13 protein-coding genes are annotated in these 12,755 nt (G+C 63.6%); 6 read left to right on the top strand and 7 right to left on the bottom strand.

The window, feature by feature from the left end:
• Positions 1-24: 24 nt before the first annotated feature.
• From ASG92_RS07855 to ASG92_RS07835, 5 genes are all read left to right on the top strand, one after another.
• Positions 25-1,035, top strand: a complete 1,011-nt coding sequence (locus ASG92_RS07855) for a DNA-directed RNA polymerase subunit alpha (protein WP_056626606.1) — start codon at positions 25-27, stop codon at positions 1,033-1,035.
• Positions 1,036-1,112: 77 nt separating this feature from the next.
• Complete coding sequence (gene rplQ / locus ASG92_RS07850; RefSeq protein ID WP_056626605.1) at positions 1,113-1,676, top strand: 50S ribosomal protein L17; 564 nt, start codon at positions 1,113-1,115, stop codon at positions 1,674-1,676.
• A 31-nt stretch (positions 1,677-1,707) separates the two neighbouring features.
• Positions 1,708-2,598, top strand: a complete 891-nt coding sequence (locus ASG92_RS07845; RefSeq protein WP_200951912.1) for a tRNA pseudouridine synthase A — start codon at positions 1,708-1,710, stop codon at positions 2,596-2,598.
• A gap of 101 nt (positions 2,599-2,699) precedes the next feature.
• Positions 2,700-3,443 carry a response regulator transcription factor gene (locus ASG92_RS07840; protein ID WP_056626603.1) on the top strand — a complete coding sequence of 248 codons (744 nt, stop codon included), beginning with the start codon at positions 2,700-2,702 and terminating at the stop codon, positions 3,441-3,443.
• A 101-nt stretch (positions 3,444-3,544) separates the two neighbouring features.
• Positions 3,545-4,030 (top strand): ATP-binding protein, encoded by a 486-nt coding sequence (locus ASG92_RS07835; RefSeq protein WP_056626602.1) that lies wholly within the window; start codon positions 3,545-3,547, stop codon positions 4,028-4,030.
• Positions 4,031-4,098: 68 nt separating this feature from the next.
• Here ASG92_RS07835 and ASG92_RS07830 read toward each other — a convergent pair whose 3' ends face one another.
• Positions 4,099-5,766 carry a HAMP domain-containing sensor histidine kinase gene (locus tag ASG92_RS07830; protein ID WP_056626601.1) on the bottom strand — a complete coding sequence of 556 codons (1,668 nt, stop codon included), beginning with the start codon at positions 5,764-5,766 and terminating at the stop codon, positions 4,099-4,101.
• A 240-nt stretch (positions 5,767-6,006) separates the two neighbouring features.
• On the opposite strand from ASG92_RS07830, the gene ASG92_RS07825 reads away from it, so the two are divergent.
• Positions 6,007-6,795 (top strand): response regulator transcription factor, encoded by a 789-nt coding sequence (locus ASG92_RS07825; RefSeq protein WP_056626662.1) that lies wholly within the window; start codon positions 6,007-6,009, stop codon positions 6,793-6,795.
• Between the two features lie 15 nt (positions 6,796-6,810).
• Here the strand turns inward: ASG92_RS07825 and ASG92_RS07820 are convergent, their stop codons facing one another.
• The 6 genes from ASG92_RS07820 to cpaB form a co-directional block, all read right to left on the bottom strand.
• Complete coding sequence (locus ASG92_RS07820) at positions 6,811-7,263, bottom strand: Hpt domain-containing protein (RefSeq protein WP_056626600.1); 453 nt, start codon at positions 7,261-7,263, stop codon at positions 6,811-6,813.
• A 106-nt stretch (positions 7,264-7,369) separates the two neighbouring features.
• Positions 7,370-8,254, bottom strand: a complete 885-nt coding sequence (locus tag ASG92_RS07815) for a type II secretion system F family protein (protein ID WP_056626599.1) — start codon at positions 8,252-8,254, stop codon at positions 7,370-7,372.
• 7 nt (positions 8,255-8,261) lie between these two features.
• Positions 8,262-9,194 carry a type II secretion system F family protein gene (locus ASG92_RS07810; protein ID WP_056626598.1) on the bottom strand — a complete coding sequence of 311 codons (933 nt, stop codon included), beginning with the start codon at positions 9,192-9,194 and terminating at the stop codon, positions 8,262-8,264.
• A gap of 5 nt (positions 9,195-9,199) precedes the next feature.
• Complete coding sequence (locus tag ASG92_RS07805; protein ID WP_240987049.1) at positions 9,200-10,489, bottom strand: CpaF family protein; 1,290 nt, start codon at positions 10,487-10,489, stop codon at positions 9,200-9,202.
• A 297-nt stretch (positions 10,490-10,786) separates the two neighbouring features.
• Positions 10,787-11,980: an AAA family ATPase gene (locus tag ASG92_RS07800; RefSeq protein ID WP_056626597.1), complete on the bottom strand. Its 1,194-nt coding sequence runs from the start codon at positions 11,978-11,980 to the stop codon at positions 10,787-10,789.
• Positions 11,977-12,753, bottom strand: a complete 777-nt coding sequence (gene cpaB, locus ASG92_RS07795) for a Flp pilus assembly protein CpaB (protein WP_056626596.1) — start codon at positions 12,751-12,753, stop codon at positions 11,977-11,979. The genes ASG92_RS07800 and cpaB overlap by 4 nt, the downstream gene beginning before the upstream one ends.
• Positions 12,754-12,755: the final 2 nt, after the last annotated feature.

Below are 12,755 nucleotides of genomic sequence, written 5' to 3'. Positions count from 1 at the left end.
GATGCTCGCCGAAAGGAAACCTAAGTGCTCATTGCACAGCGCCCCACCCTCTCCGAAGAGGTCGTCTCCGATAACCGCTCCCGTTTCATCATTGAACCGCTGGAGCCGGGCTTCGGTTACACCCTCGGAAACTCCCTCCGCCGTACCCTGCTCTCCTCCATCCCCGGTGCCGCTGTAACCAGCATCCGGATCGATGGCGTGCTGCACGAGTTCACCACGGTTCCGGGTGTCAAGGAAGATGTCACCGAGATCATCCTGAACATCAAGAACCTGTCCGTGTCCTCCGAGCACGACGAGCCGGTTGTTGCTTACCTGCGCAAGCAGGGCCCCGGAGTCGTCACCGCCGCGGACATCGCTCCGCCGGCCGGCGTCGAGTTCCACAACCCGGATCTGCACATTGCCACGCTGAACTCGAAGGGCAAGTTCGAGCTCGAACTGACCATTGAGCGCGGCCGCGGCTACGTTTCGGCAGCTCAGAACAAGTCTGGCGACGCCGAGATCGGCCGTATTCCGGTTGACTCGATCTACTCGCCGGTGCTGAAGGTTACTTTCCGCGTGGAAGCCACCCGTGTTGAGCAGCGCACCGACTTCGACAAGCTCATTGTCGACGTCGAGACCAAGCAGGCCATCGCCCCGCGCGATGCCGTTGCTTCGGCAGGTACCACCCTGGTGGAACTGTTCGGTCTGGCCCGCGAGCTGAACACCGCAGCTGAAGGTATCGAGATCGGCCCGTCGCCGACGGATGCTGCCCTGGCAGCAGACATGGCCCTGCCGATCGAGGATCTGGACCTCACCGTCCGTTCCTACAACTGCCTCAAGCGTGAGGGCATCCACACCGTGGGTGAACTCGTTGCCCGCTCCGAGGCTGACCTGATGGACATCCGTAACTTCGGTGCGAAGTCCATTGATGAGGTCAAGGCAAAGCTGGTTGAACTGGGCCTGTCCCTCAAGGACTCGCCTCCCGGTTTCGACCTGGCCGCCCGCGCCGCAGCCATCGAAGAGGACGACGCCGCGTTCAGCGACGACGAGCTCTAACAAGCAGATCTTGGCCGGCGGGCTGGATGCACCATGTTGTGCGCAGCCCACCGGCTTCCATATGAGGAGAAACAATTATGCCTACCCCCACTAAGGGTCCGCGCCTCGGAGGCGGCCCGGCTCACGAGCGTCTCATGCTCGCGAACCTGGCAGCAGCACTGTTCGAGCACAAGCGGATCACCACCACGGTCACCAAGGCCAAGCGCCTGAAGCCGTACGCAGAGCGTCTGGTCACCTTCGCCAAGCGCGGCGACCTCGCTTCCCGCCGCCGCGTGCTCGGCCTGATCAGCAACAAGGGCGTCGTCCACGAGCTGTTCACCGACATTGCACAGGCAGTGGAGAACCGCGACGGCGGCTACACGCGCATCACCAAGATCGGCAACCGTAAGGGCGACAACGCTCCCATGGCTGTCATCGAGCTGGTCCTCGAGCCGGTTTCCGCCAAGCAGGCCGTCGTAGCCGAGGCTACGCAGGCTGCTGCCAAGGCTGCTCCGGCCGCCGAGGAAGCTCCCGCCGAGGCTGAGGTTGCTGAGACCGAAGCTGCTCCGGAAGCTGAAGCTGCTGAGACCGAAGCTGCTGCAACCGAAGAGGCTCCGGCCGCTGAGGCAGCTGCTGACGAGTCCGAAAAGGACGCGAAGTAATTCGCTGATTCCTTCGCATAGACTTAAGTCTATGAACGACCAAAAACCCGCGGCCCCCGTTTTGGGGGGCGGCGGGTTTTTGCGTATCCGGCTTGATTTGGCGTACGACGGCGGCCCCTTCAGCGGGTGGGCCCTGCAGCCGGGCCTCCGCACAGTCCAGGGAACCTTAGAGGCGGCGCTGGAGCTGCTCATCCGGCGTCCGGTCCGGGTCACGGTCGCGGGGCGGACGGATGCCGGCGTGCACGCACGGGGCCAGGTGGTCCATCTCGACCTCACGGAAGCCGAGTGGCTGGGACTGAACCGCGGTGCGGAACTCGATCCAGCCGTCGCGCTCTTGCGCAGGATCCGCGGCGCGCTCAGCCGGGGGCTGGGGGACCTGACGGGTGCGATCGTGGTTCACCAGGTCTCCATCGCCCCGGAGGGCTTCGACGCCCGGTTCTCGGCCTTGTGGAGGCGCTACAGCTACCGCATCGCCGACGGCCCTGCGCTCTGGGACCCGCTGGGCCGCTACGACACGCTGTGGCACAAGACCCCCCTGGATGTTGACCTCCTGAATGAGGGGTCGGTGCAGCTGCTGGGCCTGCAGAACTTCCTGTCCTACTGCAAACCGCGCGAAGGCTCCACCACCATCCGCGAACTGCAGCGCTTCGAGTTTGCCCGCGGCGAGGACGGCGTCATTGTGGCCACGGTCCAGGCGGACGCATTCTGCCACAACATGGTGCGTGCGCTGGTGGGGTCGGCGCTGTACGTGGGGGAGGGCGTGGAACCGCCGGGCTGGCTGCACGAGCGGCTGCTGGCCAGGAAACGCGACGCCCGTTCGGTGCTCGCGTCGCCGCACCCGCTGGTGCTGGAAGAGGTGGCCTATCCGTCCGACGACGAGCTGCTGGCCCGGGCCGAGCTGACGCGGGCCCTGCGGGAGTAAGTCCAAGTTAGCGCCTTCTGAGGGTCATGACTCAATTTCGCGAACGCAGATAGTAGGCTGAGGCGCAGTCTTTAGTCATGCGGTCCTTACAGGGGTAAGGGATGAATGATCGTCGCGTCGTCGTCGTTATTGAACAGGATGAGCAAGTCCGGGCCCTTTTGCGGGCCACGCTGGGGGATGCCGGTTTCGAGGTGCACTTTGCCGCCACCGGGGAGTCCGGGGTTGAGCTGGTGCGTGCCAAACAGCCGGATACCGTCACGCTGGATGTGGTGCTGCCGGATATGAACGGGTATGAGGTGGCGCGGCGCATCCGGGAATTCAGTCATACCTACATCATCATTCTCACGGCCCGCAGCGACCTCCGCGCCACCATCCGGGGCTTTGATGCCGGGGCGGACGACTACATCGTCAAGCCGATCCGTCCGCGCGAACTGCGTGCCCGCATTGACGGGATGCTGCGCCGGCCCCGCAAGTTGCGAACCGTTGCGCCGGTCCGGACGGCGACGGCCGGCTCCAGTTACGAGCACAACGGCCTGCGGATCGACAGCGCCACACGCGCCGCCAGCATCGGCGGCAGGTCCCTGGCGCTCACCCGGACCGAGTTCGATCTCCTGCGCATCCTGCTGGAAAGGGGCACGGGCGTGGTCACCAAGGCGGAACTGGCCGCTCTGCTGGGGCTGATGCAGCAGGAAGCCGTGCAACCCGGGGCGGCCGATGCCAGCACCCGCGACCCCGGACGAATCATCGAGGCCCACGTGGGTAACCTGCGGCGCAAACTGGGGGATGACGCCCGGCGGCCCCGTTGGCTCAAGACAGTGCGCGGGTCCGGCTACACGCTGGCCTGACGGGGCCGCGTGTCCGGACGCTCCGGATGCGCCCCTGCAAACGGGGGAGTGCCTGGGAAAAGCCTAAGAAAATGCCAAGGGCGCAGGCGCACCGTTGGAACATGAAATCACTATCAGGCGACGAAGTTGTCGCGGTCCGAGGCGTTCTTACCGATACGCATCCGGTCGATTTCTATGCGCTTGGCGTCGCGGGGGCGATTGACCGTTTGACCCTTCCGTTGCGCGAACGCGGGATCGCGGTGCATCTGGAAACACCCCACCATGGGATGGAAGTGGACCGGCGGTCCGCCACACTCCTGTACCGGGCGGCGCAGGAGCTTTTGAGCAATGTCCACAAATTCGCTGAGGCCTCCGCCGTGACCGTTCGGTTGGGCTGCGTCAGCCTTCCCGCTGAGAGCCACGCCGTTCAGCTCAAGGTGTTCGACGACGGCACGGGGTTTGATGTGCACGCAGCCACTCACGGCAGGCATTCCGGGATGGGGCTGCGGCTCATGCGGCTGGCCGTGGGCTCGGCGGGCGGTCAGATGGTCATCGACTCGTCCGCGGACGAGGGCACGTGCGTGACCATAACGCTGCCGCTGGACTGAGCATTCAGCCGGACTGAGCATTTAGCTGGACAGGCACCAAACCGGACTCGGCGCCTGGAGTGCAGCCCTCAGAGTGCAGCGGCGCCTTCCACCGGAAGGGTAACCGTGAACGTGGTGCCGGCACCGGGTGTGCTGGTGCAGGAAATTTTCCCGCCATGCCGCTCCACGATGGTCTTGGTGATGGAGAGTCCGAGGCCCACGCCGGGGATCTCCGCCTTCCGGGCGGCCTGGGTGCGGAAGAACCGCGTGAAGATCCGGGCGGACTCCTCTTCGCTGATGCCCATCCCGGTGTCCTGAACCTGCAGCTGCACCCAGCGATCATTGCTGCTGGCACGGACGGTCACCGCACCGCCGTCCGGCGAGTACTTGATGGCATTCGATACCAGGTTGTCGAGTGCCTGGGCTATGCGGAGCGGGTCCGCGTGCGCCCACAGGGGAACCGGAACATCGGCGCTGAGCGAGACGTTGGTGGCATCGGCCTGCGCTTGGGCGGACCCGATGGTGGTCTCGATCAACCCGGCTAAGTCAGTCCGCCGGGGATGGACGGCAAGCACGGTTGAGGCCGACACCAGCAGGTCCGACACAAGGGAGAGGAGCCGCTCGGCGTTGCGCTGCACCACCTCGAGCCGATGCACACCGTCGGAGGACAGGCCGTCCGCTTCTTCGAGCACCAGGTCCACGTTGCCGAGGACGGACATCAACGGGCTGCGGAACTCGTGGGAGACGTTGGAGATCAGCTCCTCCTTGGCCGTCAACGCTTCCACGAGGCCTGTTACATCGCTGTAGACGACGACGGCGCCACTGGACCCGCCGTCGTCGTTCTTGATAATCCGCGCAGCCGTTGAGACGGCGCGCTGCGCCGATCCCTCGCCGATCCACACCAGGTAGTCCGCGAACGTTTCGCCCGCCACCGCCCGGCGTATGGGCCGCTTATCGGCAGGAAGCGGCGTCACCTTGTCCTGACCGAACAGAAGCTGCTCGGATTCCGGGACTGGGACTGATGCGCCAGTGGATGCTGCCTGCTGGAAATCTTTCTGCTGTCCGTTGACCAGCACTTTCTGGCCGTCGGCGTCAACGGCGACAATGCCGACGTCGATCGTGTCCAGCACCGTTTTGAGCAGCCGCTCGCGGTTCCTGCTTTCGACGAGGAGTTCGCGGAGTTCGGCGTCTTTTTTCTCCAGCCGCTGGCGCTGCATCCGGACATTGGCGCTGGCGAAGCGGATTGCGAGGGATACTGCCAGCATCATGAGCGGAAGCAGAATTGCCGTGGCGATGTCCGAAGGTGAAATTTTGGGAAACTTTTGCACCACCGTGGGCATCGCGATGAGTAATGGCCCAAAGAAACTCAGGAAAATTGTCGTCCTTGCGTAGGCGCCCGATGCCGACAACCAGATCACGGGGAATATGGCCAGCACAGCGAGCCCGGCAACTGCCGGAACCGCTCCGTTGCGGGCGAGCCCGATCAACACAAGGTCAAGAATTGGTATTACGAGGTAAGCATTGGCTGGCAGCCGTTCCCAGGGAACCAGAAAACAGGAAAGGAACAATGCGCCCATCAGGATGATGGACGCGATAAACACGCCGTTGTCTATCAAGGTGGGCCAGACCGCCGGGGCCGCAATCGCCAGCGCGCCGAGAATGACTGTCACCGGGAGCTGGCAAAGAGCCACCTGCAAACGCGGCCCAAGGCGCCTGAAAAAACGGTCGGTGCCGTGGACCAGTAGCTGCTCACCCATTGCGCCGGCACCTTCTGTTCTGTTTTTTCGCATCACAGGACCACGCCTGCATAAACCATGACATGAAGCCCATTATGCACGGCAATTCTTCAGCGATTGTAGAGCTCGTTGCTTCCGAGGGGTATCCGGCTAAAAGTTATCGCGAATAAAGGGTGTCCGGGCCCCTGCAGGTTGTAGCCTGATATTGCTTCCCGCGTTGCGCTGGGCAATGCGGTGGTGTTATTGGATATGGGGATGGTCTTGGGCGATCTTGGTGTGGCCGTTGTGATTGAGGATGATGATGACGTTCGCAACCTCCTTGACGCGGTACTTCAGCAGGCCGGCTTCGAGGTGCACTCTGCAGCCACGGGCCGCGACGGCGTGGACGTGGCCCGGCTGCGCCAAGCCAATGTGATCACGCTCGACGTCGGTCTTCCGGACATCGACGGCTTCGAGGTGCTTCGCCGGATCCGGCAGTTCAGTGACGCCTACGTGGTGATGCTGACGGGCAGGAACGAGGAACTGGACACCATCACGGCGCTTCAGGGCGGCGCGGACGATTACATCGTCAAACCGTTCCGGCCGCGCGAACTGCGGGCGCGCATTTCAGCCATGATGCGCCGGCCGCGGCAGGGCGCAGTTGGTGAGCCTGAGGCATCGGTCGGGCCGCCGTCGGAGCCGGGCTCCGCTGCCGCAGGCGGTGCCCGCCGTGGGGGAACAGTGCTGCATCACAACGGACTTGCCCTGGACACTGAAACCCGGACCGTGGCCCTCCGCGGGACGCCGCTGGGGCTGACCCGGAGCGAATTCGACCTTCTGCATGAACTGCTGCGCGGCACGGGGGCCGTGCGCACGCGGGCGGACCTGGTGCGTGTGGTGCGCGGCGAGTACTACCGCGAGGACACCTACATCAGTGAGGCCGATGAGCGGGCGGTCGAAGTGCATATCGGTAATTTGCGCCGCAAGCTCCGCGAGGATCCGCAGGACCCCCGGTGGCTGGTCACCGTACGCGGGGTCGGGTACCGGCTGGCGCCGAAGCGGGCGGAGTAGCTCACTTAAGAGGACCTAGCTATCCGGCGGAAGGTAACCCAGCTTCAGCTCCCTGACCGTTAGCGCGCCAGCTCGTGCAACCGCCGGCAGCAACTGCTGCACGCCAGCTAGGTCTCCGCATTTGACGAGGCGCTGCACCTCGATGGCCAGCTTGGCCAGGCGGGTGGCACCCACCATCAGGGCGGAATTCTTCAGGCTCAGGGCAGCATCCATCGCAGCGTCGGGATCGTTGTCTTCAACAGACCGCTCCAGGTAGCGGAACCGCTTTTCCCAGATGCTGATGTAATCCCGGGCGAAATTGTGCGCCACACCGGAGCCACCCAATTCCTCTTCCAGCTCGCGAAGGACGCTGAGGTCCAGGACGGTTTCCCGGGAGTCGTCCTGCTGCTCGTCCTCAGGGTCCCCGGACGCAGGGAGGCAGACGCCGTTGGCGCTGCCGTCACCCGCACTGGAACCTGAAATGGACATGACTTAAGGCTACTTTCTGACCTTGGGAAAAGCCTGATGAAGCTTGGATCCTGTGGAAACCCTGCGGGTTCCTTGTGGTGCGCAGAAAAACTGCGTTATCTCGACCCTAATGGCCGCTGAACGTCTCGATGGCGTTGAGGACGGCTGGGCCCAGGATCGCGATGAAGAGGACAGGGAAGATGAAGAACAGCAGCGGGAAGAGGACCATGACGGGAAGCTTCATCGCCTTTTCTTCGGCCCGTTGACGCCGCTTAACGCGCATAACCTTTGCCTGTACCCGAAGGACGCGGCTGATGGCGATGCCGTACGTATCTGCCTGTACAACCGCCTGAACGAAGCTCCGCAGCTCAGGGATGTTGGTGCGCTCGGCCAGGGCAAGGTACGACTCGCGGCGGCTCCGGCCCACCTGCATGTCCTGCAGGGTGCGGACCAGTTCCTCCGCCAGCGGGCCTTTTCCGTTTTCGCCGGCACGGGCCATGGCACCCTCGAAGCCGAGGCCGGCCTCTACGGAAATGAGCATCTGGTCCAGGGTGTTCGCGAGCTCCAGCTGCATGGCCTTCTGTCGCTCCATGCCCTTGCTGTAGAGCAGCAGATCGGGAATGAAGTAGCCAAGGAACAGGATGAACAGCCCCACGAGCTTGATGATCGGTGTCGTCCCGATGGAGCTCAGCCACAGGCCAATGAGGCCACCCACAAGACCCAAGGCCGGCTTGGCGGCAAGCACGCGGCCCAGCGGAAGGCTTGCCGGGCGGCCGGCGAGGGAGAGCAGGTGATCTAGCTTGAGGACGTAGGCAGCCGGTGTGAGCCGATAGCCGATTTTCTCGACGACACCTGAGCTAGCCTTCTTCTCAACATCGGCACGGTAGCTGCCCCTGGAAAGAATGGCCCGGGCCGTCGATTGTCCCTTCCGGTCAACGGACAGTACGGACCAAGCGAGGTAGCCGATTGGCAGGCAGATCAGGAGGAGGGCGAGGAGAACTAAGGGATCCATTGCGAGCTCAGAACTTCAGGTCGACGATCTTGCGCATCCACAGACCACCGACGGTCATCAAGATGATGGAGGCAACGATCATGATCCAGCCCAGGACGGTGGAAACCATTTTGTCCATGTAGCCCGGGCTGACCAGCATCAGCATGGCGACGATGCCCACCGGCAGCGCCATGAGGATGTAGGCGGAAAATTTCCCTTCGGCGGCTAGGGACTTGATATGGCCCTTGATCTCGTTGCGCTCGCGGATGGTCTCGTTCACCTGGTCCAGGACTTCGGCCAAGTTGCCTCCCACCTCCCGGTTGATCTGGATGGCTTGTGAGATCCAGACAAAGTCCTCGTTCTGCATGCGCTCCGCGGTGTCGTTGAGTGACACGAGAAGGTCCCGGCCCAGGCTCGTTTCCGAGACGACACGGCGCATTTCCTCGGACGTCGGCGCCTGCGATTCGTTGGCGGCTGCGTCGATAGCGCGAAGAATACTGTGGCCGGCGCGGAGGCTGCCGGACAGCAATTGCAGAGTATCGCCCAACTGGTCACCGAATTGTGTGCGCCGCTTGCCAGCGAGGAAACCCAGGACAACGTGCCCGACGAACGGCGCGGCGACCACCAGGAGAATCGCCAGCAACGGACCCGCCACCACGAGGCCCACGAGCGCCCCCACGAAAGCGCCGATGATCACCAGCAGCACAAAGTCGGCCTGGCTCAGTCGTAATCCCGCGTTCTCAAGGGCCTCCCTGTTGAAGAACCGGATATTCCGCCGGGTGAGGAAGCGCTCAATGGTTTGCACGGCTGTGCCGGCAACGCGCGTCAGTTGAGAGTCCGGCTCGGTCCGGAAAGGCCGACGGCGGTCCAGCGGCACGGTGGGCGTGCGTGGAATGAGCACAGCCACACCTCCCAACAGGGCGGCGGCAACGACAAGGACAATTCCCATGGTCAGAATCATGAGCGTCAGTGCTTTCCGGTCGAGGCAAGGGGGGCTCCGAAGACACCGGCCGAAACGTGGATTCCCATGTCTTCAAAGCGGTCGATGAACCTCGGGCGGATGCCGGTGGGAACAGGGCTGCCGAGGAAACGGCCGTGCTGGTCGACACCTGCCGAGTAGTCGAACACAAACGCGTCCTGGAGAGTGACTATGTCACCTTCCATGCCCTGGACCTCGGTCACATGCGTAATGCGCCGTGTGCCGTCCCGGAGGCGGGAAATCTGAATGATCAGGTTGACGGCGGAGGCGATCTGCTCGCGGATGGCCCGCAGAGGCAGGTCCATTCCCGCCATGAGGACCAGCGTTTCAAGTCGGGCGACGGCGTCGCGGGGCGAGTTCGAGTGGACGGTCGACAGGGAGCCATCGTGGCCGGTGTTCATGGCCTGGAGCATATCCAGGGATTCCCCGCCACGGACCTCACCCACCACGATGCGGTCCGGACGCATGCGGAGGGAGTTTCGGAGCAGTTCGCGGATGGTGACTTCTCCCTTGCCCTCGGTGTTCGGTGGGCGGCTCTCCAGCCGGACCACGTGCTCCTGCTGGATTTGAAGTTCCACGGCGTCCTCGATGGTCACGATGCGTTCGTTGGCCGGCAGGAATGACGAGAGGACGTTAAGGAGCGTGGTCTTGCCCGTACCGGTACCGCCGGACACGATGATGTTCAGTTTGGCTTTCACGCAGGCGTTGAGCAGCTCGGCCATTTCCGGAGTAAGCGTGCCGAAGTCGATGAGGTTCCGGACGGTCAGGGGCACCTTGCTGAACTTACGGATGGTCAGCGAAGAGCCGCCTACCGCTAGCGGGGGAATAACGGCGTTTACCCGGGAACCGTCTTCCAGGCGCGCGTCAACAAGCGGCGAGGATTCATCGATGCGCCGCCCGACTTTAGACACAATTCGCTCGATGACCTTGCGCAAGTGGTCCTCGGAGCTGAACCTGGATTCGGTCAGCGTCAACTGGCCCTTGCGTTCCACATAGATCTGGTCCATGCGGTTCACCATGATTTCGGTGACGGCGGGATCGTCCAAGAGCCGCTGCAGGGGCCCGTAGCCGAGCACGTCGTCAGCGACGTCCGCCACCAGCCGGGAGCGCTCGTCCGCGGTCAGTGGAACCTGCTCCGCATCGATGATGCGGATGAGCTCTTCTCTCGCGGAGCTGCGCAGTTCACTCTCGGTGAGGGCGGAGTCGTTGAAGCGAGCCCCCATGCGTTCGAACAGGGCTGTCGCTGCCCGCTGCTTCAGGGCAGCGAAGACGTCCACTGGCTGCTGGGCTTTGGGCTTTGAGACCTCGTTCTGCGCCGCAGGCTGCTGCGAAGGCTTCGCAGGTACTGACTCCTGCTGCGCTGGTTTAGCACGCACGGATTCACGGCGCGTCGGAGGTGCAGTTGTGGTGGCGTCCGCGTGCCCTGCCGGGACGTTCCTTGCCGTCCTAGGCCGGAGAGCTGGTGCGGCCACGGCGGCAGAGGACGCGGCCGTCACGGAAGCCACTGCTGTGGCCGGGGTAGCCGAAAGCTGGGACTTCGCCTGAGCCACCTGGATGCGTTCGGATAGCTTCACCTAGACCACCACCCGGCGGTGGCTCTTCCGCTGGCCCTTTGCCTGCACAGCCGGGCTGAACCTGTCCACAAGCTGGTTGAGTCCTTTGACCGCCGGATCCTTCTTGGCTTCCTGTAGTACCGGTACGCCGCGGTTGGTGGAGAACGCAACGGCGCGAGACCGCGGCACGCTGACATCCACTGGGGCGCCGATCGTGGATTCGACATCTTGGACCGACAGCCCGCATTTGGCGTCGGCCATGTTGAGCAGCACGTGCCGTCCGTCGGGCAGAATGTCCAGCTGGCGGAGAATGTCCAGGCCCGAACGGAGGCCGCGGACGCTGGGAATGTCCATGGCGCTCACCCAGACAACGTCGGTGCAGGCTTCCATGGCAGCCAGTCCTATCTCCGGCAGCCCCGGGGCAGTGTCTACAACTACGTATTGGAACTCGTCCGCCAGCTGCTCCAGAAGGCGCGTTACCTGTTCCGGCGTGATGTGGTCGGCCTCGACGGGGCTGACGGGCGCGCACAGGGCGTAGATGCTGGCCGGGTGGACGGTGAGAAATGCCTTCAGCACAAGTGTGTCCTGGCTGGCGGCGGGGGAGACAGCGTCTGTGACCGTGTGCTCCGGATTCAGGTAGAGGCCGGACGCGACATCGCCGAACTGCAGATCCAAGTCCACGATCACCACGCTCATGGGGGCGATTTTGCCCAGCCCGACAGCGAGATTCGTGGCGATGGTGGTCTTACCGACGCCCCCTTTGGGCGAGAAGACGCCGATCACCGCACCCTGGCTGCTTTCAGCCTGCTTGGGCAGTTCCGTCCGGTGCCGGTTGGCGAAGGATTGGCAGGCGCGCTCCAGCAGTACCCGCATCTGAGCGGGATCGGCGGAGGGGCTGAGTATGTCACGAACGCCGGCACGCATTGCCTGCAGGATGAATTCGGGATCAGGCTCGCTGACGAGGAGAACCGTAAGGTCCGGCACCTGGACGTCGAGCACGGTCGCGAGGCGTAGGGCCTCATCGACGGGAACGTCTGGGCCGAGGATCAGGACCTCAGGCTGTTCTTGGTTCAGTTGGGCGAAGAGGTCGTACGGGCCGGCGGGCAGAACATTAGTGAAGAACGTCTGCACGCCGCCCTGAAGGCCGCCCGCGACAGCCTGCCGCAAGCGGCTGTCAAATTCCGCGTTCGGAGTGATCAGGACGAAGCGGCTCACTTGTAGACCTCACTCCGCTGAATGATCCGGGGGCCGCTGTTCTTTGCGTTGGTGGGCTCCTTGCTAAGCCACATCTTGCCGTACTCTGCGGCGAAGATGATCTTAGCGGCGTCCACATCGCTGACAGCCACTGTCAACATGAGTGAGCCGACCGGAAGAGTGGTGTCCTGAGGATTGGCAGCGTTCGGATCGGCGCTCGCCGAGGGCGCAGGCACCGCCGTCGGGGCCGCTTCGGGCGAACGCTGGACGGCAGTGACAAGCGCCTTGTGAACGGTCAGCTTAGTGGTTTCCTTGTCTGCCTTGTCTTCCAGGCCGCCTTTGTCCATGGAAACGAAAACGCCCACATGGTCGCCAGGGGCCAGTCGTCCGCCTACTACACGGTCCGGCTCTAGCTGGAAGGAGACTTCCTGGAGCCCGGCAGGTATTTCAACGGACCCCTGGACCTTCAGTTCGTCAGGAGCAACGAGGCGTTCGGCCACGAGTTGTTCGCCGGGAACAAGATCTACGGCTGCAACCTTGCCTTTGGACTCGTCAAGCGACTTCAACGAGGATTCGCTCACTGCCGCTGCAGGCAGCTGCTTAGTGGCCAGCGAGGCGGTCATTGATTCGACCGGTGTTCCGGCAGGGATCGCTGTCTTCACCACGAGCACATCCACGGGTTCCATGTTCTTGACGGCACGCTGGTCCGCGCCTTGGGCGTAGGAAACCACCAGCATGGCGCCGAGGATGGCGAGGATTACCGCTGCCGCTCCTGCCAACAACCGAGACTTCACTA

Origin of the sequence: Arthrobacter sp. Soil736 (genome assembly GCF_001428005.1) — a bacterium.
GTDB lineage: Bacteria > Actinomycetota > Actinomycetes > Actinomycetales > Micrococcaceae > Arthrobacter.
Note: the sequence above shows the minus strand (reverse complement) of the source record. Positions and strands in the feature narration are given on the sequence as shown.

Coding starts and splice junctions, on each gene's coding strand:
- ASG92_RS07815 (WP_056626599.1), bottom strand. CDS start 8,254: ATGGATCCCTTAGTTCTCCTCGCCCTCCTCCTGATCTGCCTGCCAATC.
- ASG92_RS07820 (WP_056626600.1), bottom strand. CDS start 7,263: ATGTCCATTTCAGGTTCCAGTGCGGGTGACGGCAGCGCCAACGGCGTC.
- ASG92_RS07810 (WP_056626598.1), bottom strand. CDS start 9,194: ATGATTCTGACCATGGGAATTGTCCTTGTCGTTGCCGCCGCCCTGTTG.
- rplQ (WP_056626605.1), top strand. CDS start 1,113: ATGCCTACCCCCACTAAGGGTCCGCGCCTCGGAGGCGGCCCGGCTCAC.
- ASG92_RS07845 (WP_200951912.1), top strand. CDS start 1,708: ATGAACGACCAAAAACCCGCGGCCCCCGTTTTGGGGGGCGGCGGGTTT.
- ASG92_RS07830 (WP_056626601.1), bottom strand. CDS start 5,766: ATGGGTGAGCAGCTACTGGTCCACGGCACCGACCGTTTTTTCAGGCGC.
- ASG92_RS07840 (WP_056626603.1), top strand. CDS start 2,700: ATGAATGATCGTCGCGTCGTCGTCGTTATTGAACAGGATGAGCAAGTC.
- ASG92_RS07835 (WP_056626602.1), top strand. CDS start 3,545: ATGAAATCACTATCAGGCGACGAAGTTGTCGCGGTCCGAGGCGTTCTT.